Source organism: Streptomyces sp. NPDC001393, assembly GCF_053597455.1.
The window spans coordinates 1-17,575 of the sequence record NZ_JBSFIH010000034.1; the positions used below are offsets into that span (position 1 = coordinate 1).

A 17,575-nucleotide genomic window follows, 5' to 3' on the forward strand; every position below is an offset into this window, starting at 1 on the left:
GCCTCGCTTCGTGTTCAGGCGTACCGCCAGGGGCTGTGCAGGCGCTGAGAAACATCAATCCGCCGACTGACAGCAGGGCCCGACGGGTGACATGCGTACTGCCTGTGTTCTCCATGCCATGGGTAACTGCATCGCCCCGTACGGTGGTTGCGCTGTGTGGGGGCAGAACACTGGGAGCCTGATCTCGGCGCCGCGCGCCGCCGCGCGCCGCGCGCCGCCCCGGGTCCGTGGCGGCGCAGCTCTCACGCCACGAAGGGCGCGGGGATTCCGACGGCGTTGTCACCGAGTCCGACGGGCGAAGGCAGCCAGCAATTTGCCGAGTGCCATGACGATCAGGATGGCCACCCCGATCACCCGCAGGGCCTGGGGGAGCGTCAGTCGTGCGATGGCGTCCGGAACGGTGAGCGCACGGCGGACGGTCGGCGGCCGGGTGGCGGCGAGCAGCACGGCCAGGAAGCCGAGCAAGGCGGTGCCCAGCCCCGCACTGATGTTGGTGGTGCCGACGGGGCGTAGGCGCCCGCGTCGGCGAGCAACCAGTCGCCGGCGAACCACGCTCCGGCGAGTCCGGCCAGGCCCCGGGCTCATCCTCGCCCGGCTGGGCGAAGGCCCGCTGCCCGCCACCGAGCTGGCCGCTGAGGTCCGGTCGTGTACGCGCTGTACGACAACCATGTCGCCGAACTGTTGGACCAGGCCCTGTACCACATCGAGCACCTGAAACTCGGCCTCGCCGATACCCCGCCTCGCGCCAGCGCCGGGGATGAGGAGGCAGTCGCCGCGGCACGCTGAAGGCGCGGGCCAGAGGGCAACAGGGTTCGGTGTGCCAGCAGTGCCAGGCTGCGTCCGCAATATCTTCATCTTCCCCTGAACGGCGCCCCACCAGGCATCCAGGGTCGATTTCAAGAACATGCCAGTGGAAACGGCCCCCGCCTGCCGGTATTCGCACCTGCGATCGGTATCGTCCGCCCCGATGACGGGGCCTTCAGCACAGCGGCCTGCACAGAGGAGGATCGCCATGGCCGATCACCGGCAGGGGATGGCGCCGGATGGCGGATTCCCATCGCCGGCGCCGGAGGCTCGTCGTGAGAGCGTGCGCGAAACGGCACGCCTCGCTCTCGTGATCGGTGCTCTGGGCGTGGTCTTCGGTGACATCGGGACCAGCCCGATCTACACGCTGCACACCGTGTTCAACCCGAGCGCCCCGCATTCCATCGCGGTCAGCATGCAGAACGTGTACGGGGTGGTGTCCCTGGTGTTCTGGTCGGTGGTGATCAGGAGGCCCCGCCGGAGTCCCTCGTCGTGTCCGGCGGCCTCTTCCACGGCCTCCAGCTGTGGGTGAACCTGCCCGCCAAGGACAAGATGATGGCCCCGAGGTACCAGGAATCCGCGGCGGTCAGGTCCAGCTGCTCACCTCCCCCGACGGCGGCGCGCTGTTGCGGGTCATCGCGGGCGAGCTGGACGGCCACCAGGGCCCCGGCATCACGGACACGCCGATCACGATGATCCACGCGACCCTCGCCCCGGGCGCGGAGATCACCCTGCCCCGGCGGGAGGACTTCAACGGCCTGGCCTACGTCCTCGTGGGCCGCGGTGCGGTCAGTGCCGAGCGGCGTCCGGTCCACCTGGGCCAGACCGCGGTGTTCGGCGCCGGGTCCTCAGTGACCGTCCGCGCGGACGAGAAGCAGGACAGCCACACCCCGGACCTGGAGATCGTCCTCCTCGGCGGACAGCCGATCCGTGAGCCCATGGCCCACTACGGCCCGTTCGTGATGAACACCCGCGAGGAGCTCCAGCAGGCGTTCGAGGACTTCCAGAAGGGGAGGCTCGGCACGATCCCGGCGGTGCACGGGATGTCTGAGAGCGGACTGTAGGGCGCGCTAAAACCGCATGGCGGACGAGTCCTGTCCAGACAGGGACGGGGCTTGGCCGTCGTTGCTGCCTGTTCAGGCCGTCTTATTTGCGTCGGCTGGATTCGAACCTGCGACATCCGCCTTGGGAGTGGGATCGAATCCTTGCCGGGGGTTCTCGACGCTGCCGCGGGGTACCGTTTTGCCTGTTCAACGCCTGCGGCGGCGTACCCCATCCACCTCACGACATCTCGTGCCGGACTATCCGCAACATGCTCGACATCCGCGTTCTGGTCCCAGCGCGTTGGCGGAGCCCGCCGGCTCTGAAGGCGGGCGACACCCAGTCCCGAACACTCCCTGTCATTCCTCGGTCGTCGCCTCGCCCACGAGGAGTTCTTCGAAGTAGGCGAACGGGGCCTCGGCGCTGCATTGGAGGAGAGTGAACGAGTGGAGCTGTGGAGCGTGGGACAGTGCGCGCAGGCACACCTGGAGTGCGCTGCACTCTGCTGCCTCCAGGGAACGGGCGAGGAGGAAGAGGCCGAGCACAAGCCCGGTTCCGGCGTCGTTGTGGACGCTGACGTGTTCGAGACCCGTGTCGGCGTCGGCGTGACGTGTGACGATGTCTGCCACGTCGGCCGGAACGGCTGTTCCGGCTGCGGCCCGAAGCCTTGCGTGGACGAGGTACATGCTCAGGATCATGCATCCCGGGCAACGGGCCCATGTCGCCTCAACCCTGGACGGTTCAGGCCGCTGCACAAACAGGCCAGCGAGGGGGCGACTGAAGCGATGCGCCTCGTCTGCCGTTCAAGCGCGCCTTTCGGTGGATCCTCTGTATACCTGGCACTCTTGGTGATCTCTTTACTGAATCCATGGCTTTGTCATTCCGGCCGCCTTGACCTGTGTATTTATAATCCGTGCGGATTTTAGGCGGTCAGGGGGGGGCGATGCTGGAAACACTGGGACTTGATACCCGCTCGGAACGGGTGTATCGGGCGATGCTGGCGCATCCGTCGGAGGGTGTCGCCGCACTGACGGAGCGGCTCGGAATGAGCGAGTCCGATGTCCGGGGGAGTCTCGACGTGCTCAGCTCGCTGTCCCTCATCCGGTCGTCAGCGGGACAGGGGGCCGAATTCCTGACGGTGAGCCCCGAGGTGGCAATGGAACTCCTGCTGGCTCGCCGCCAGGCGGATCTCGCCGCACAGCAGGAGCGGCTGGAAGCTTCCCGTGCGGCCGCCGCACAGCTGATCGCCGAGTACTCCATGCTGAACCGGGGGCAGGACGGCTCCGAGTCCGAGCCATTGGTGGGTGCTGATGAGATTCGCCTGCGACTTGCCCAACTCGGCGAGCAAGCCCAGTCCGAGGTCATGACATTCGCGCCCGGAGGTGCCCACACCGCCGAGGACCTCAAGGCGAGTCGCGGCCCCAATGAGGCCCTGCTCAACCGAGGAATCCGGATGCGCACCGTGTATCTGGACAGTGTGCGCAACCATCAGCCCACGCTGGAGCACGTGGCGTGGCTGAACAGCCAGGGAGGGCGCGTACGCACCACGCCCACCCTGCCCGTCCGCCTGATCATCATCGATCGGCGCCTGGCCGTTCTGCCGACCGACACCTCCGACGCACGTGCCGGCGCGGTGGTGCTCAAGGGAACGGGTGTCGTCGCGGCGTTGTGCGCTCTCTTCGAGCAGGTCTGGACCACGGCCGCTCCGCTGGGAGACGCTCCTTCGGCGGACTCTCGAGGACTCGCCCCACAGGAGGCCGAGGCGTTGCGCCTGCTCGCGAGTGGTCTCACCGACGAGGCGATGGCAAAACGTCTGGGCGTTTCCCCGCGGACCGCGCGGCGCATCGCCGCCGATCTGATGGAACGCCTGGAGGCCAGGAGCCGGTTCCAGGCGGGGGTGCACGCGGTCCAGAACGGCTGGCTTCCAGCCAGCCGCCACTGAACCCCGCACGCACCGGCCCTCATTGCCTTGCGCGGTTCTGACCACAGTGGACGCATTGTGCCAAGGTCAGTTCCGGCCATGGCCGATCTCTTCCCCTCGTACGGGCGCCGGGCCAGAGTAGAGGGCGTCGGCAGGGATTCGCGAAAGCCGACGGCAGGAATTCTGATCCTGTTTCTGACCTACTCGGGATATTCGTACGGGGGTTTGCTGTGCCTATTTCGAAGCGATTCTCCAAGACTGTCGTCATCAAGTCCGCCATTCTGGTGGCACCCGTTCTCGCAACAATCGGCCTTGCTGTAATTCCCGGACACTGTCAGCCCGCCCAGCACCCGACGCGGACGAGCGCCTCCTCGGCCGTCACCGCGTCCGTTGCTCCCAACGACCTGACGTGGGGCGCATGAGCGCCGGTTCTCCCGGCAGCCGAAAACAGTGGACCCGCGAACTCGGACGGAGCTGATATGGCAAGGCGGACGGTCACTTCGGAGGAACTGAGCGAGCTGGTGTACCGGGCGGCGCTCCAGGACGCGAACTGGACCATGGAGTCCATCGCCCTGCGTGCCGGCATCGCCACGCCCGCGGTCGAGGAGGCGCTCGACCACCTGGAGACTGCCGGATTGGTAAGACCCTCCCGGAACTCTCCCAGCGGATACGACGCGGTGGATCCGAATATCGCCCTGATGCGCCTCTTCTCACTGGAGGACCAGCAGCTCGCCCGCCACCAGGAAGAGGTGTCCCGAACGCGCCGGGCGATCTCCATCATCATGCGGGATTTCCTCGGCGTCAGCTCGGCCCGGCGCAGGACGGTCGAGCTGGAGACCCTGGCAACCGCGGAAAGCGTCACCGCCTTTATGGACGACGCCGCGGCGGTGGCCCGTGGGCGCGTCTGGTCGATGTACGGGGGCGCGGCGCTGAGTGCCGACACTGTTGACGCGATGCTGCTGCGGGACTCGGCCATGGCCGCTTCAGGGGTGGCCCTTCGGCTGCTCTTCCCGCGAAGTCACGCGAAGGACCCGATGTTCTCCGGCTACCTGGAGGAATTGGCCAGGGCAGGGGCGGAGGTGCGGCTGGCGGCGCACCTGCCGGCGTCGATGGTCGTCGTCGACGACGACCTCGCGTTGTTGTCCGTCGACCCTGAGGACGAGTGGGCCCCGGCCCTGGCGGTCCACGGCCGTGACCTCGTACCGACGCTCCAGGCGCTGTACGACCACTGCTGGCTCGCGGCGGAGCCCTGGGGCGGCCACGCTGCGGCGCAGGAGCCGGCTGCCGGGAGAGGCGAGGCGCCCCTCAGCCCGGAAGAGCGGGCCATCGTGCAGTTCCTCGTGGAGGGGATGAAGGACGACGCCATCGCGCGGCGGCTCGGTGTTTCCACGAGGACCCTCAGCAGGATGATCGCCTCGCTGCTGGAGCGACTCGGCGTGCAGACCCGCTTCCAGGCGGCCCTCGAACTCAGCCGACGGGGCTGGCTGGCCGTTTCCGGCCCCGCTCTGGCTTCGGTCTGACGGCGGGTGGCGCTTGGTTGGTGGCGGCAGGTCACGGCGCCACCACCCGGCCCGGGGTTCCGCGGTGGCCTCGGTCGATTCCCGTCCTCACCGGGTCGGCAGCGCCCTGGCGAGGGAGTGCGCTGCCTGGAGAGCGGTGTTGAGGCCGGCAGCCGGGCGGTCGGCGGCCCACGGCTGGGTGCGCGCTGCGCCTCGGAACTGGCGCCAGCAGTCGACGGGCCGGCTCCCGCCGGCGAGACGGCCGGAGCGCCACGCCTCGCGGAAGGCGATGCGGGCCCCCTTGCTGTTGCGGTGGGCGACGCGCAGTTCCGGCACGAAGATCACCTCGCCCCCTTGCTCGGCCACTCGTTCCACGAGCCCGTTGTCGCTGGCAGTGACGAGGTCGGGGAACCCACCCGCGGCGCGGAACCGGTCCGTCCAGACGGCCGAGTTGCCTCCGGCGAAGAAGCGCACGGCGCTGTAGGGGGCATGGGCGTCGTACCTGGTGTCGTAGCGGTGCTGACGTGCCCGGGAGACCACGCCACTGTCGAAGGGCAGGACGCGGCCGGTGATCGCCGCCCGGTTGGCGGTCAGCGTCTCGCACAGCACCGCGCACCAGTCGGGCAGTGGACGTGCGTCGTCGTCAAGGAAGGCGAGCACCTGCCCGTGCGCGGCCTCGGCGGCGAGATTGCGGCTGGCGGCGGCTCCGCGCCGCACCTCGTTGCGCAGCAGACGCAGCCTGAACGGCCACTCTCCGGAGGGGAGGACGAGGGGGCGTCCGGACGCGTCGTCCACCAGGATCACCTCGGTGATGGCCCCGGTGTCGCAGACGCGCAGCGCGTTCAGCAAGTGCAGGACGTCGGCCGGCCGGTCTCTGGTGGCGACGACCACGGAAATGTCGGGTGCGGACTCGGCGTGCATCAGCTCTCCTGGAAGGTCAGTGGGCATGGGCAGCGGCGAACGGATCCAGGACCTCGTCAACCTCGGCGAGCAGGCGTCCGAGGGTGAGAGGCTCGTCGACAGCGGCGTCCTGGCCCTGCGGAACGGTACGGATGGTGATCAGGCCGGCGGCCCGGCGTGCGAGAGCCTCGGCACGCTCGCTGTCCTCGGCACGGACCAGGATCTGGCCGCAGCGGTCCTCCGACCAGTGCAGCGGGCGTACCGTGTCCCCCGGTTCGACCTGGATCCTGACGTCGAGGACTCCGTCGAGGGAGCGGGCCTCCTCGATGCCCTCGACGGCCACCACCCGGCCGGGCTCCGCGGTGAGGAACCGGATCGCCGCTGCGCACCCCGCCCCGGAGATGCCGGGCGTGCGGAAGCCGGGGAGGGCCTGCCGGTAGGCGAGCTGCTCCATGTCCACGCCGCAGGCGATCTCGACCAGGTCATTGATCCGGTCGCCGCCGCGCCGAGCATGCGACTCGATCACGCGCGGGCCCTGGCCGGTGAGCATGATCTCTGTGTGTGCCGTGCCGTCGACCAGCCCGACCGCGTCCAGGACCTGGCAGGTGAACTCGGCGACGCTATCCGCCTGTTCCGGGGAGATCCGGGCGGGGACGACGTGGCCCAGTTCGACCACGCCCCCACCGGTGTCCTTGCCGGTGACGGCCAGGACCGTATGGTCGCCGGCGCAGCTGAAGGTCTCCACGCTGAGCTCGGTTCCGGTGAGGAGTTCCTCCACCATGAAATCCTTCAGTCCGAACGACTCCAGCCAGTCCCAGGCCGCGTCGGCCTCCTCCGCGGAGTGGATCAGACGTACGCCGAGACTGCCGGAGCCCATCGTGGGCTTGACGACAGCCGCGCCGTGGCGCCGTACGAAGTCCCGCAGGGCGCTCCGATCGGTGCCCCGCTCGACCGCCACAGGGCCGAGGCCCCGGGCGTTGAGCAGTTCGCGAAGCGCCCTCTTGTCGTGCAGGGCGCGGGTGATCTCGTCGCCGTTGCCTGGTAGCCCGAGGCGGGTGGTCAGGTGGCCGGCGACGACTTGGGCCGCCTCCGTCTGGGTGAGGACGCGGCTGAACGGTGAGGTCGCGTGCAGTGCCTCGGCGAGCGCGGTCACGGCCGGTATGTCCTGATAGTCCATCAGGTGGATTTGGGTGCAGTAGGCCACGGCCGCCGGGTCGAAGGCACTGGGCTTCTGGATGTTGACCACATCCAGTCCCAGGTCGGCGGCTTTGCGGAGGATTCCGGCCTTGCCCCCGAGGACGAGGACGCGGGGTGCTGACATGGGTGTTGCTCCCGGGTTCTTCGGATGCGTCGGATGATCGGAGATGCGGGCTTCAGCGGCCGACGGAGAGCACGGGCCGGGCCTGATCCGTGAGGGCGGCCCACACGCGCTCGGTCTCGGCAGGGAGCGCACCGCCCGTGACTTCGTTCGTGCGGGGCGCCAATTCGGCGAGGAACGGTGTGAGTTCCAGGCCGAGGAACGCCTCCATCCGGGCCGTCGCCTCGCCCCGGCACACGTCCCGGTACTCGGCGACCAGGAACCGGTCCGTCGGGAGCGAGGCCGAGAACTCCAGCCAGGCGGCGTTCCACGCGGTCCACTTGGCGTGGGCGGCGGCACGGCTGACCGGACACCAGGGCCGGTCACCGGTCCACCGCAGCATGGAGTCGGCGACCTCGTCGGGGTGCCGCACCAGCACCAGGAAGCGGGCGTCGGGCAGCATGCGGCCCAGCCTCGGCAGGTGGAGCAGGTACTCGTTGTACTTGTCACCCCAGTACGGGAAGCCGGCGTAGCTCTCGCTCGTGATGCGGTGCGCCAGTTCGTCCGCGTCCCGGACGGCGCCCTCGGCGACGTCGCGTGCGGCGCGGCGCAGAGCGGCCTCCGCCTGGGCGCGCCACACCTCTACCCCGGTTCCCTGCGGAGGCTTGCGGTCCAACGCGTAGAGGACCTCGTCGGCGCGGAAGTGACGGGCTTCCAGGTCGACCGGGGTGAGCCAGCGGTCGAGCAGGTAGGGCAGTTTGCCGTTGACGGTGAAGTGTCCGCCGGCCGCGGCGAATGCGGAGCTCAGCGCGTACGACAGCGCGGTCGTCCCTGACCTCTGGCAGCCGACCAGGAGCACGGGGCCGGTCATGCGCGGGCTCCCACGCTCTGGCGGACGTCGTCCAGCAGGGCGGAGAGGAGACGCATGCACGTGGCGCTGGCCTCGCTGCCTCCTTCGGAGAAGGAGTCGCCCCAGGGCTCGTCGCGCTGTCCGGCGGTGAGTACCCGGCCGATACGCCAGTGGGTCTCCAGGGACAGCCAGCCCGCGTATCCGTCGTCGGACAGAGCGGTCAGGATCTCCCGCCAGGGCAGGTCACCGTCACCCATACGGACGTAGCCGCTGCGGCCCGCCGGGTCCTTCACGTGCACGTGCTTGATCCGCTCCCGGCCGAGCGCGTAGTCCGCGGGGAACGGCTGCGGGTCCCAGCCGCTGAACACGCTGTTGCCCGGGTCCCAGAGCGCGCCGAGCCGGTCGTCGCCGACCTGGTCCAGGAAGTCCATCAGGTGGCGCATGGTGGGGGTGTTGGTACGGGTGCCGGACTCCACCAGGGGCTCCACGCCGTGCCAGTCGAGGTCGGCGAGCACATCGCGGGCCACCGTGGCGGCGGCGGACGGGTCCGGGTCGCCCTCGCGGAAGAAGCTGAAGATGCGCACGGTGGGCGACCCGAGCAGGCGCGCCCGGCGAATGGCGTCCTCCAGCTCGGCGCGCACCCGCGCGGCGTCCTGGCTTGTCCGGGGCAGGGCACACTTGAGCGCGGGCGGGCAGAAGCCCGCGACTTCGAGCCCGGCGGACGCCAGCGTCTCGCGTATCCGGCGAAGTTGCCCGTCGTCGAGCAGGTGGGGCGGACGGTTCCAGACCGAGCGCACTTCAAGCCCTGCATAGCCCAGGTGTGTTGCGAGGCCGATCGCCCTGTCGAGGCTCTGATCGATCTCGTCGTTGATGATGGCCAGGCGCATACGTCTCCTCCTGACGTGGAGCAAAGAGGGTGTTGTCGGGTGAGGCCGGGCGCGCGGGCGGGGTCAGGACAGACCGAGCCAGGCGCGCAGCAGCGGCACGTCACGGTCGAGGCAGCCGGCCTTCGACTCGACGGTGGCAGTGGCGGTCCGGGGCAGGGCGTCGAGAACGTGCCTCGTCGGCTTCTCGCACGCGGAGAGCGCCAGGTGCCGTGACAGCTCGGGACTTTCCCAGTCGAACCCCTTGACCTGCACGGCGTCGGTGCGGGGGGCCAGCAGCGGCAGGGCTCGCAGCGCCTGGTCCGCCCCGCCGACCAGGCGGACCAGGCCCATGGTGTCGACGAGCACACGCACCCCGAAGTCGTCGCAGAGGTCGAGCAGTTCCGGGATCGTGGCGTAGCCGTGATGCGTCTCGACGAGTACGGCGCAGGGGCGCACGCCGAGGCTCTCCAGCGCCCGTAGCTGGCGTAGCGTCAGCTCGCGGCTGCTCGTGTTGCATCCGTCCGCGGCGAACACCTTCACCGGAACTCCCGCGTCCGGCACGGAGAGCGAGGAGTGCAGTGTCTCCGGATCCCACCGCGGGTCGCCCAGCACCAGGCTCAGCCCCACAAAGGCGACCCCGACCCCCTGCGCACGCACGGCGGGCAGGCCGTCTTCCTCCCAGCGATGTCCCTTGTCCGCACGCAGGTCCACGACGTCTCCGCCCAGGGAGAGAGTCAGGGCCGCGAGCTCGGACCCGGTGAGCTTCGGGTCGCAGCCGGAGGACAGGCCGACGCGCACGGCGGCCGTCATACCGGTACCCCGGCAGGCGCGGAGAGAGCCTCCAGGATCATGGTCACAGCCCGGGCGCCCGCCAGGTGGCAGTGGCGCGGTGCGCGGCCGGTGGCAATCGCCTCGACCATGTCCCGGTAGACCTCGCGGCGCAGCTCCGGCGTGTGGGCGGCCGGGGCGGCGAACGGTTCACCGAGGTCGTCGCCGGTGACCCGGCCATCCTCGACCAGTAGCCGCCGGTCGGGACCGAGCAGGTCGAGACGCTCGGTCCGGGAGCCGGACTCGGCGGTCACGGCGAAGCTCAGCGTTGCGCCGCCGGCGAACCGCACCACACCGGCGGTACGGGTCTCGATGCCGGGCGCCAGCTCACGGGTGCCCGTCACCCGCACCTCGCTGGGCTCGCCGAGCAGCTGGCAGGCCAGGTCGAGGTAGTGCACGCCCAGGTGGGCGGTGATGCCGCCCAGTGCGTTGGCAGGGTCGCCCCGCCAGGAGGCGCGCTGGAAGTGCGCCGCCGGGCGGAACCTGGAGACCTCCAGGACCGCCGACGTCGCAGCGGGCCAGTCCCAGGCGAGCACCTTGTCCGGCAGCCTCAGCCGGTGCTGGAGCATGACGCCGATCGGATTGCCGGTCCGCCGCGCCGTCTCGACGAGGCGGTCGAGCTCGGCAGTGGAGGTGGCGGGCGGCTTCTCCAGCAGCACGGCCTTGCCGGCCTCCAGGGCCTGCTCCGCCAGCTCCGCCCGGCCGCCGGGCGGTGTGCACAGCGCGACGAGCCGGATGGAGCGGTCGGTGAGCAGGTGCTGCCAGGACGTGTAGCGCGGAATGCCGGGCGGCGTCTCGACGTCGGGGTTCTCTTCCACGATCGCGCGTACGTCCGCGAAACCCGCGTCTTCAAGGGCCTGGACGTGCTGGCGTCCGGCCGCGCCGTATCCGACGAGTCCTACCGCGATGGTCACTGCTTACCCCTTTCCCGCCGCTGCCGGCTGGAGGCGGTGGTCGATGGAGTGGCCGCTGCCTTCCCCGGAGGGGGAGGCGGCCGTCCAGCCGAGTGCGGCGGCCACCGAGAGCGGCACCGGGATGCCGCTCTCCTCCGCCCGGCGCTCGGCGATGCGTTCCTGCTGTTCGGGGAAGTGGACAAGGGGCGGCTCTGCGGCGTAGCCGGAGGCCACGGCCGTGTGCAGCGCGTTCACCAGATCGTCCACGGGAGGGTCGCCGAACGCAGCCGGATCCAGCGCGATGAACAACTGTGCGCAGTCCATGGCGCGTTCGGGCTCGGCGCGCTGCTTGTGCACCCGCGGGCTGATGGTGCCGCCGCCCAGGATGCCGCCGAGGACCTCCGTGATCAGGGCGACGCCCAGCCCCTTGTGGGCGCCGAAGACCGGGACCGCGCCACCGCGGTCCAGTTCCTCGGGGTCGGTGGTGGGGCGGCCCTCGCGATCCACGAGCCAGCTGTCGGGCACCGTGGTACCCCGCTGCGCGGCGTGCCGGATCTTTCCGCTGGCGACCGTGCCGGTGGCGAAGTCGACGACGAACGGCTCGTCGTGGCCGCGCGGCACGATCATGCACACCGCGTCGTTGCCCAGGGTCGCCCGTGCCGCACCCGGCGCCGCGACCCCGGGGCCGGAGATATTGAAGATCAGGCCGATCACGCCGTGCTCCACGAAGTGGTGCCGGTAGGCGGCCAGCATGCCTATGTGGTTGTTGCCGCGTACCGCGACAGTGGCCACGCCCGATTCCTTCGCCGTACGGGCGCAGGTCGCGGCGGCCAGCTCGGCGGCCACCTGACCGAACCCGCCGTGGGCGGCCAGCACCGACACCGGACCGCCGGCGCTGATCCACTCGAGCTCGGCGTCGGCCCGGATACCGCCCCTGGCCAACCGGTCCAGGTACATCGGCAGCAGTCCGACACCGTGCGAGAAATGACCGCGCGCGTCGGCATCGACGAGGACCCGCGCCACCAGGCGTGCCCGGTCCGGTGTGACGCCCGCCGCGGTGAGGGCGTCCGCCACCCCGGCGAGCAGTTCGCTCCGCTTGAACCTGAGCGGCTCCGGCGCCGTCGGCTGGTCGCCGGCGGGCCGGCGTTCCGCGCGGTCGAGAGGAAGTTCCCGGTCCGCCACCCCTTGGACGGCGGCCGCGTCGTCCGCGACGACCAGGACCGCGGTGCCGCGCTCGGCCAGGTCGCGGACCAGGGCACGCAGTCGCCCGGGGTCGCCGGGCGCAGAGGTCCGGCGGGCGTCGACCACGACCGCCTCTGCGTCCGGCACCGCGCGGACCGAGCCGGCGACCACGGTGAGGGGGTCGCGTGCGGCCCGCCGTCCGCCGCCTCCGACGGGCCGCGACCCGACGCGGATCGTTCCGTACTGCGGGCGTCGCCGCCCCGTGCAAGCGTCCAGGAACGCGGCCGTTCCGTCGCGACCACCGATGACGGCGACCGCCTCTCCGGCCGGCACCGTGACGTTGAAGCCCGGTACGAGGATCCGCTCGTCGCCCACCGGGCCCTCGGCGACGATGAGGTCGTCGATCCGCAGGACGGACGTGCGGACAGATGTGCTGCTCACATCAGTCTCCCGGCAGTCGGTCAGCTGTCGGCGACCGGCTCGAGGAACTCGAGCCGGTTGCCGAGGCTGTCGAAGGCGTAGAAGCGGTCGTGGCCGGGGAAGTTGTCGTCCCAGGTGACCTCGACGCCCTTGGCCTCCAGGCGCTTGGCGAAGGCGCGCAGGTTGCGCACGAGGATGCCGGGGTGCGCCTTCTTGCTCGGCCGGAAGTCGGCCTCGACGCCCAGGTGCACCTCCAGGCCGCCGCCGCGGAACCAGCAGCCGCCGCGGGCCGCCAGGACCGGGGGCTTCTCCAGCTCCGTCATGCCGAGGATGTCGCCCCAGAAGGCCCGGCACTGGTCCTCCGCCCCCGGGGGGATCGCGAGTTGCACGTGGTGGAGCGGGCCGAAGGCGTAGTCCTCGGTGGTCTGATCGGTCATGCCGGTGTTCTCCTTAGGTGTGGTGTCGTCGGTCGGTCAAGGGATGGGGTGGTCGATCCGGGACGGGTTGCGAGGGCCGGGAGACTGTGTGCCCTTCCGGGCAACTACTCAAGCAGGTCGCCGAGTTCCGCCGAGAGGTCCTCGAACGCTCCCGACATGCCGGTCGCGGCGACGGTGAAGGTGAGGCACTTCGCAGCGTCCCGGGCCCGGTCGAGAGCCTCCTGCGGGGTCGCCCCCACGGCCCAGGCGTGCCCGGCCCGGGCGAACGAGCCGGTCACCCCGCGCAGCTTCTTGCCGACGCCGCGCAGGACGCCGACCTCGCACACGCCCGGCATGGACCGCGCCTCATCGACTCCGTCCACGGCGAGCACGTCCCCGACCGCGTCCGGGCAGGCGTACCAGATGGCCGCGTACTGCGCGGTGTCCGTCCGGGCGTCGACCTTCTTCTCGATCTCCGCCAGCGCGGGCAGTCCGAGGCTCTGCCGGGCCACTGCGTCGATCAGGTCGATGCCCGACACCCTGGCCAGCATGTAGGGGATCTCGTCGCCGGCGGGACGCAGGTGGGTCTCGATGATGTGCACCGAGCCGGCCGTGACGATCACCTCCGTGTGTGTCACGCCCGAGGTGATCTCCAGGGCGTCGAGGGCCGCGGTGACGGTGGCCTCGATGCGCTTGGCGACCTCGGCGCCCACCGGTGCCGGCAGGACGTGGCCCACCTCCACGAAGTGCTCGCGCTCGGAGATCTTCTGGGTGATGCACGCCACCACGTGCCGGCCGCCCTCGCTGATGCTCTCCACGCTGAACTCGGCGCCGGTGAGGAACCGCTCCACGAGGATCTCGGGCGAATCCATCTCCGCGGCGCCCTCCGCCGCCCAGGCGAGCGCGCGGTCGATGTCGGACGGGGCATCGATCCGGGCCACGCCTTCGCTGCCGACGCCTCGCAGCGGCTTGCAGATGAGCGGATACCCGGCCTCCTCGGCGAAGGCCCTGATCTCCTCGGCGTCGCGGACCACGCGGGCCGGGGTGCCGTCCACGCCCCGCTCGGCCAGCCGCTGCCGCATGCGCAGCTTGTCAGCCACCAGCTCGTAGGTATCGGCGGCGGGGGTCGGCAGGCCCAGTGCCTGTCCGATGGCCGCGGTCTTCTCGGTGTCCTTCTCGGTGTAGTTGGTGATCAGGTCGACCGGGTCGGTGCGGTGCACGAACTCGGCCGCCGCGACCCACTCCGCGACAGGCGCGTCGGCACGCAGCACGATCAGGCGCTGGATCTTCTCGGGGTGGACCAGTCGCGGCACGACGTCCTGGCGGCAGATCACGCTGGTGCGCAGGCCGGGTTCCACCGCGCGGGCACGTTCCGGGAGATCACGGCCGCCGCTGATGATCAGCAGGTGGCGCGGGTTCGGATCGGGCATCGGGTTGCCTCCTTGGGCCGTTGGGATGCGGTGGGATGCGGGGGATGCGGAGCGACCGGCGGGGCGCCGCGTCGTAGGGGCTATGGGGTGGCGGTCACCGGTGCGGCCGCCGGCTCGCCGGTACCGGCGGATGCGGTGGCGGCAGGCTCGGCGGACTCAGTGGCGGCAGGCTCGTTGGCGTGGGCCCGGGCGCGCCTGCGTTCGACCCGGTCGGCCGACGTACGGGCGGCGAAACCGGCGAGCGCGAAGGCGGCGGCCAGGCCGAGCCAGCCCCACGGGCCGACCGCCATGGCCGAGGTGACCAGCAGGGGGCCGACGATGTCCCGGGCGGACTCGCCCAGTTGGAAGACCGCGAGGTACCGGCTGCGGGCGTCGGCCGGGGAGAGGTTGAAGGAGACCTCCCAGGCCGCGGAGGAGTGCAGGTTCTCGCCCACGGTCAGCAGCAGCACCCCGAGCACCAGCAGCGCGCAGGCCGCCGCACTGCCCACGTAGTGCGCCGCGAGAACGGCGACGGCGGCCACAGCCAGAGCCAGGCCCGCGGTGACCATGCCCCGGACCGCCTTGGCGGTGGAGTCGGTCAGCCGGGTCCAGCGGACCTGGGTGAGGGCGGTGATCACCGTGTTGACGATCAGTACGGCGCTGACCAGCTGACGCGGCGCGTCCGTGTGGGCGGAGATCCACAGCGGAAGGCCGACGAAGAGCACCGAGTCGTGCAGCGCCAGCACGCCGTTGAATCCGCTCAGGGCGAGGAAGGGCCACTCCCGCAGCGGCCGGCGATCGGCGGCCGGGGCCTCTTCGGTGGCGTCGCCCGGGGCCGCGGTGGCAGGCGCCGACGAGTCCCGTGCGGGCTCGTACCGGTGCAGACTCCAGATCAGCGCGGCCATCACGAGGAACGACAGGGCGTTGCCGAGCGCCAGAGAGTCGTAGGCGACCCGGGTGTCGTAGGACAGGGCGATGCCGGCGAGCAGCGCGCCGAGCGAGAGACCCACGTTGCGCACGGCACGCAGGAAGGCCATGGTGCGGGTGCGCTGCTGCTTGGTGAAGAGGGTGCCGACCATGGCCTGGTTGATCGGCGGGCCGGCCTTCTCGGCCAGGGTCGTGGCGCAGATGACGGCGAGGAACGCCGGGAAGCTGTGCACGAGCAGGTAGAGGCTGTAGGTGACGACCCGCCACAGGTGCAGCGCCACCATCGTGCGGCGCGGGCCGATCCGGTCCGCCAGCATCCCGGTCGGCACAGAGGCCACCATCCCGGCGACACCGGCGATGGAGAGGCCGAGAGCGACCTGGTACGCGGGCAGTCCGACGCTGCGGGTGAAGAAGAGCATGCTGCCGGTCAGGAAGAGCCCCGTACCGATCGAGCCCGCAAAGGCGTTGAGCGTCAGCACGCGCGCGGCCCCGGGAGGCGGCAACGCGTCGAGGAGCTTTCGCGTTATCGGTCGTTGCATGGTTCCTCGCATTTCGAGGGTGCACTGGTCGGAATTCATCCTGGGGGTCCGGAAGTTGTGGGTCCAGCCCGTCCGTATGCGTGCGGAAGCCATGGCGTCAGCACGCCAGGATCCGTTCCGTCTCAGCACCCGAGACGCCCCTGAGGTGTCTCACATGCCGAGAATCCGGGGCGTCGCGGCAGCTCCCCGTCATGTCGGATCGTCGGGCGCGGGATCTGTGGACCGGGTGCCGGAACACCGGTCAGGATCTGACCCTGCGTTGTCCGAAACGCATCCCGACACGTACTGCGGAGGATTCGATGACCCCGGAGAACTCCGGCCCCTTGCTTGTCGACCGCATTTCCGCGATTCCCGGCTCCCTGACCGATCCGCTTTCCGATCTGCTTTCCACGTCGATTTCCGAGACGCTTCCCAGCTCCGTCTCCGGCTCTCTCTCCGAAACGGGACTGGATTCCCTCTCCGCGGAACTCGATCCTGAATACTCCGGAAACGGTGCGTTCTTCACCGCGGATCCCCTGACGCATCCCGAGGTCGCCGTCGTCGGACTGGGTTACGCCGGGCTCCCGGTCGCGGTGTCGGCCGCGGCCGCCGGGTACGTCACCTGCGGCATCGACCTCCGCGCCGAGGTGGTGGACAGCCTCAACGCCGGCCGGCCGCTCGTGGACACCGTGTCCGCCGAGCAACTCGCCGGAATCCGCACGCGGTTCGCCGCGACCACCGACCCCGCGGTGCTGGCGCGCTGCACCGTCGTGGTCGTGTGCGTGCCCACCCCCGTCGACGAGCGGGGCCGGCCCGACCTGGCGCTGCTGACGGCCGCGGTGGCCACGGTCCGCGACCATCTGCGCCCCGGCCAGCTCGTCATCATCGAGTCGACCACCTACCCGGGCACCACGGACGGCGTCGTCCGCGCCGTCCTGGAGGAGTCCGGGCTGCGGGCGGGCGACGACTTCGCCCTGGCGTTCTCCCCCGAACGCGTCGATCCGGGCAACCGGGACTTCGCCTTCCACAACACGCCCAAGGTGGTCGGCGGGTTCAGCGACCGCTGCCGGGACCGGGCCGCGGCCTTCTACACGCGGCTCACCGAGCGGGTGCACGTCACCCGGAGCACCCGCGAGGCGGAGGCTGCGAAGATACTTGAGAACACCTTCCGGCAGGTCAACATCGCGCTGGTCAACGAGTTCGCCCGGGTCTGCCACCGGCTGGGCGTGGACGTCTGGGACACCATCGACGCGGCGGCCACGAAGCCGTTCGGCTTCATGCCGTTCCGGCCCGGCGCCGGAGTGGGCGGGCACTGCATCCCCGTCGACCCGCTCTACCTCGCCCATCGCGCACGCGAAGCCGGCTACCCCTTCAGCCTGGTCGAGGCGGCCCAGACGGTGAACGACGCGATGCCGCTGTGGGTGGCGGAGCGCGCGATCGCCGAACTCGGCGCCCAAGGCGTCACCGCGGCCGGCGCGCGCGTGCTGCTGCTCGGCGTCACTTACAAGCCGGACGTGGCAGACGTACGGCACTCACCGGCCGTTCCACTGGCAGAGGCGCTCCTGGCGTCCGGAGTGCGGGTCTCCTACCACGATCCGTACGTCGACGTGTTCGAGGCAGCGGGTACGGCCTTGCCCGCCGTCGAAGGCGAGCTTTCCGAGGCTGTCGCGGCCGCCGACCTGGTGGTTCTGGTCCAGCGGCACGGCTGCTACCCGGCAGACCTGCTGGCCGGGGCCCGCCGGGTCATGGACGCCACCGGTCCCGCGTCTGCCCCGAACACGGCCCAGCTCTGAGCGGGCGATAC

16 protein-coding genes and 2 pseudogenes are annotated in these 17,575 nt (G+C 70.6%); 6 read left to right on the forward strand and 12 right to left on the reverse strand.

The annotated features are described in order from the left end of the window. Positions 1–279 precede the first annotated feature (279 nt). Positions 280–552 carry a hypothetical protein gene (locus tag ACWC2T_RS29840; RefSeq protein WP_450673529.1) on the reverse strand — a complete coding sequence of 91 codons (273 nt, stop codon included), beginning with the start codon at positions 550–552 and terminating at the stop codon, positions 280–282. Between ACWC2T_RS29840 and ACWC2T_RS29845 the strand changes: the two are divergent. The 3 genes and pseudogenes from ACWC2T_RS29845 to ACWC2T_RS29855 all read left to right on the forward strand — a co-directional run. Further along, positions 488–786, forward strand: a pseudogene (locus ACWC2T_RS29845) (transcriptional regulator). The gene ACWC2T_RS29840 and the pseudogene ACWC2T_RS29845 overlap by 65 nt on opposite strands. A gap of 247 nt (positions 787–1,033) precedes the next feature. Further along, positions 1,034–1,336: a KUP/HAK/KT family potassium transporter gene (locus tag ACWC2T_RS29850; protein WP_450673523.1), complete on the forward strand. Its 303-nt coding sequence runs from the start codon at positions 1,034–1,036 to the stop codon at positions 1,334–1,336. Next, positions 1,273–1,868 (forward strand): annotated as a pseudogene (locus ACWC2T_RS29855) (pirin family protein); the annotation flags it as partial. The gene ACWC2T_RS29850 and the pseudogene ACWC2T_RS29855, both read left to right, overlap by 64 nt. 336 nt (positions 1,869–2,204) lie before the next feature. On the opposite strand, the gene ACWC2T_RS29860 reads toward ACWC2T_RS29855, so the two are convergent. Further along, positions 2,205–2,531 carry a hypothetical protein gene (locus tag ACWC2T_RS29860; protein ID WP_450673451.1) on the reverse strand — a complete coding sequence of 109 codons (327 nt, stop codon included), beginning with the start codon at positions 2,529–2,531 and terminating at the stop codon, positions 2,205–2,207. Between the two features lie 257 nt (positions 2,532–2,788). Here ACWC2T_RS29860 and ACWC2T_RS29865 point away from each other — a divergent pair, with 257 nt between their 5' ends. Continuing rightward, entirely contained in the window at positions 2,789–3,787 is a 999-nt protein-coding gene (locus ACWC2T_RS29865) for a helix-turn-helix transcriptional regulator (protein WP_450673452.1), read from the forward strand. Between the two features lie 458 nt (positions 3,788–4,245). Then, a complete protein-coding gene (locus tag ACWC2T_RS29870; protein WP_450673453.1) occupies positions 4,246–5,286 on the forward strand; it encodes a LuxR C-terminal-related transcriptional regulator in 1,041 nt (346 codons plus the stop codon). Positions 5,287–5,373: 87 nt separating this feature from the next. On the opposite strand, the gene ACWC2T_RS29875 is transcribed toward ACWC2T_RS29870, so the two are convergent. The 10 genes from ACWC2T_RS29875 to ACWC2T_RS29920 form a co-directional block, all read right to left on the reverse strand. Beyond that, positions 5,374–6,186: a glycosyltransferase gene (locus ACWC2T_RS29875; RefSeq protein WP_450673454.1), complete on the reverse strand. Its 813-nt coding sequence runs from the start codon at positions 6,184–6,186 to the stop codon at positions 5,374–5,376. A gap of 16 nt (positions 6,187–6,202) precedes the next feature. Beyond that, the gene (locus ACWC2T_RS29880) at positions 6,203–7,486 is read right to left on the reverse strand and encodes an ATP-grasp domain-containing protein (RefSeq protein ID WP_450673455.1); all 1,284 of its coding nucleotides are present in this window, start codon (positions 7,484–7,486) and stop codon (positions 6,203–6,205) included. 52 nt (positions 7,487–7,538) lie between these two features. Continuing rightward, positions 7,539–8,333, reverse strand: coding sequence for a sulfotransferase family protein (locus tag ACWC2T_RS29885; RefSeq protein ID WP_450673456.1), 795 nt, complete (start codon positions 8,331–8,333; stop codon positions 7,539–7,541). Then, positions 8,330–9,199: a sugar phosphate isomerase/epimerase family protein gene (locus ACWC2T_RS29890; protein WP_450673457.1), complete on the reverse strand. Its 870-nt coding sequence runs from the start codon at positions 9,197–9,199 to the stop codon at positions 8,330–8,332. The genes ACWC2T_RS29885 and ACWC2T_RS29890 overlap by 4 nt, the downstream gene beginning before the upstream one ends. Before the next feature lie 63 nt (positions 9,200–9,262). Further along, positions 9,263–9,988: a hypothetical protein gene (locus tag ACWC2T_RS29895; protein ID WP_450673458.1), complete on the reverse strand. Its 726-nt coding sequence runs from the start codon at positions 9,986–9,988 to the stop codon at positions 9,263–9,265. Continuing rightward, positions 9,985–10,920: a Gfo/Idh/MocA family protein gene (locus tag ACWC2T_RS29900; RefSeq protein WP_450673459.1), complete on the reverse strand. Its 936-nt coding sequence runs from the start codon at positions 10,918–10,920 to the stop codon at positions 9,985–9,987. Before ACWC2T_RS29900 ends, ACWC2T_RS29895 begins: the two co-directional genes overlap by 4 nt. A gap of 3 nt (positions 10,921–10,923) precedes the next feature. Beyond that, positions 10,924–12,522 (reverse strand): Ldh family oxidoreductase, encoded by a 1,599-nt coding sequence (locus tag ACWC2T_RS29905; protein WP_450673460.1) that lies wholly within the window; start codon positions 12,520–12,522, stop codon positions 10,924–10,926. Between the two features lie 20 nt (positions 12,523–12,542). Beyond that, on the reverse strand, positions 12,543–12,938 hold the full coding sequence (locus tag ACWC2T_RS29910) for a VOC family protein (RefSeq protein WP_023549584.1): 396 nt from the start codon (positions 12,936–12,938) through the stop codon (positions 12,543–12,545). 104 nt (positions 12,939–13,042) lie between these two features. Next, on the reverse strand, positions 13,043–14,347 hold the full coding sequence (locus ACWC2T_RS29915; RefSeq protein WP_450673461.1) for an ATP-grasp domain-containing protein: 1,305 nt from the start codon (positions 14,345–14,347) through the stop codon (positions 13,043–13,045). A gap of 80 nt (positions 14,348–14,427) precedes the next feature. Then, positions 14,428–15,792, reverse strand: coding sequence for an MFS transporter (locus tag ACWC2T_RS29920; RefSeq protein WP_450673462.1), 1,365 nt, complete (start codon positions 15,790–15,792; stop codon positions 14,428–14,430). Between the two features lie 299 nt (positions 15,793–16,091). Here ACWC2T_RS29920 and ACWC2T_RS29925 point away from each other — a divergent pair, with 299 nt between their 5' ends. After that, the gene (locus tag ACWC2T_RS29925) at positions 16,092–17,564 is read left to right on the forward strand and encodes a nucleotide sugar dehydrogenase (RefSeq protein WP_450673463.1); all 1,473 of its coding nucleotides are present in this window, start codon (positions 16,092–16,094) and stop codon (positions 17,562–17,564) included. The last annotated feature ends 11 nt before the right edge of the window (positions 17,565–17,575 follow it).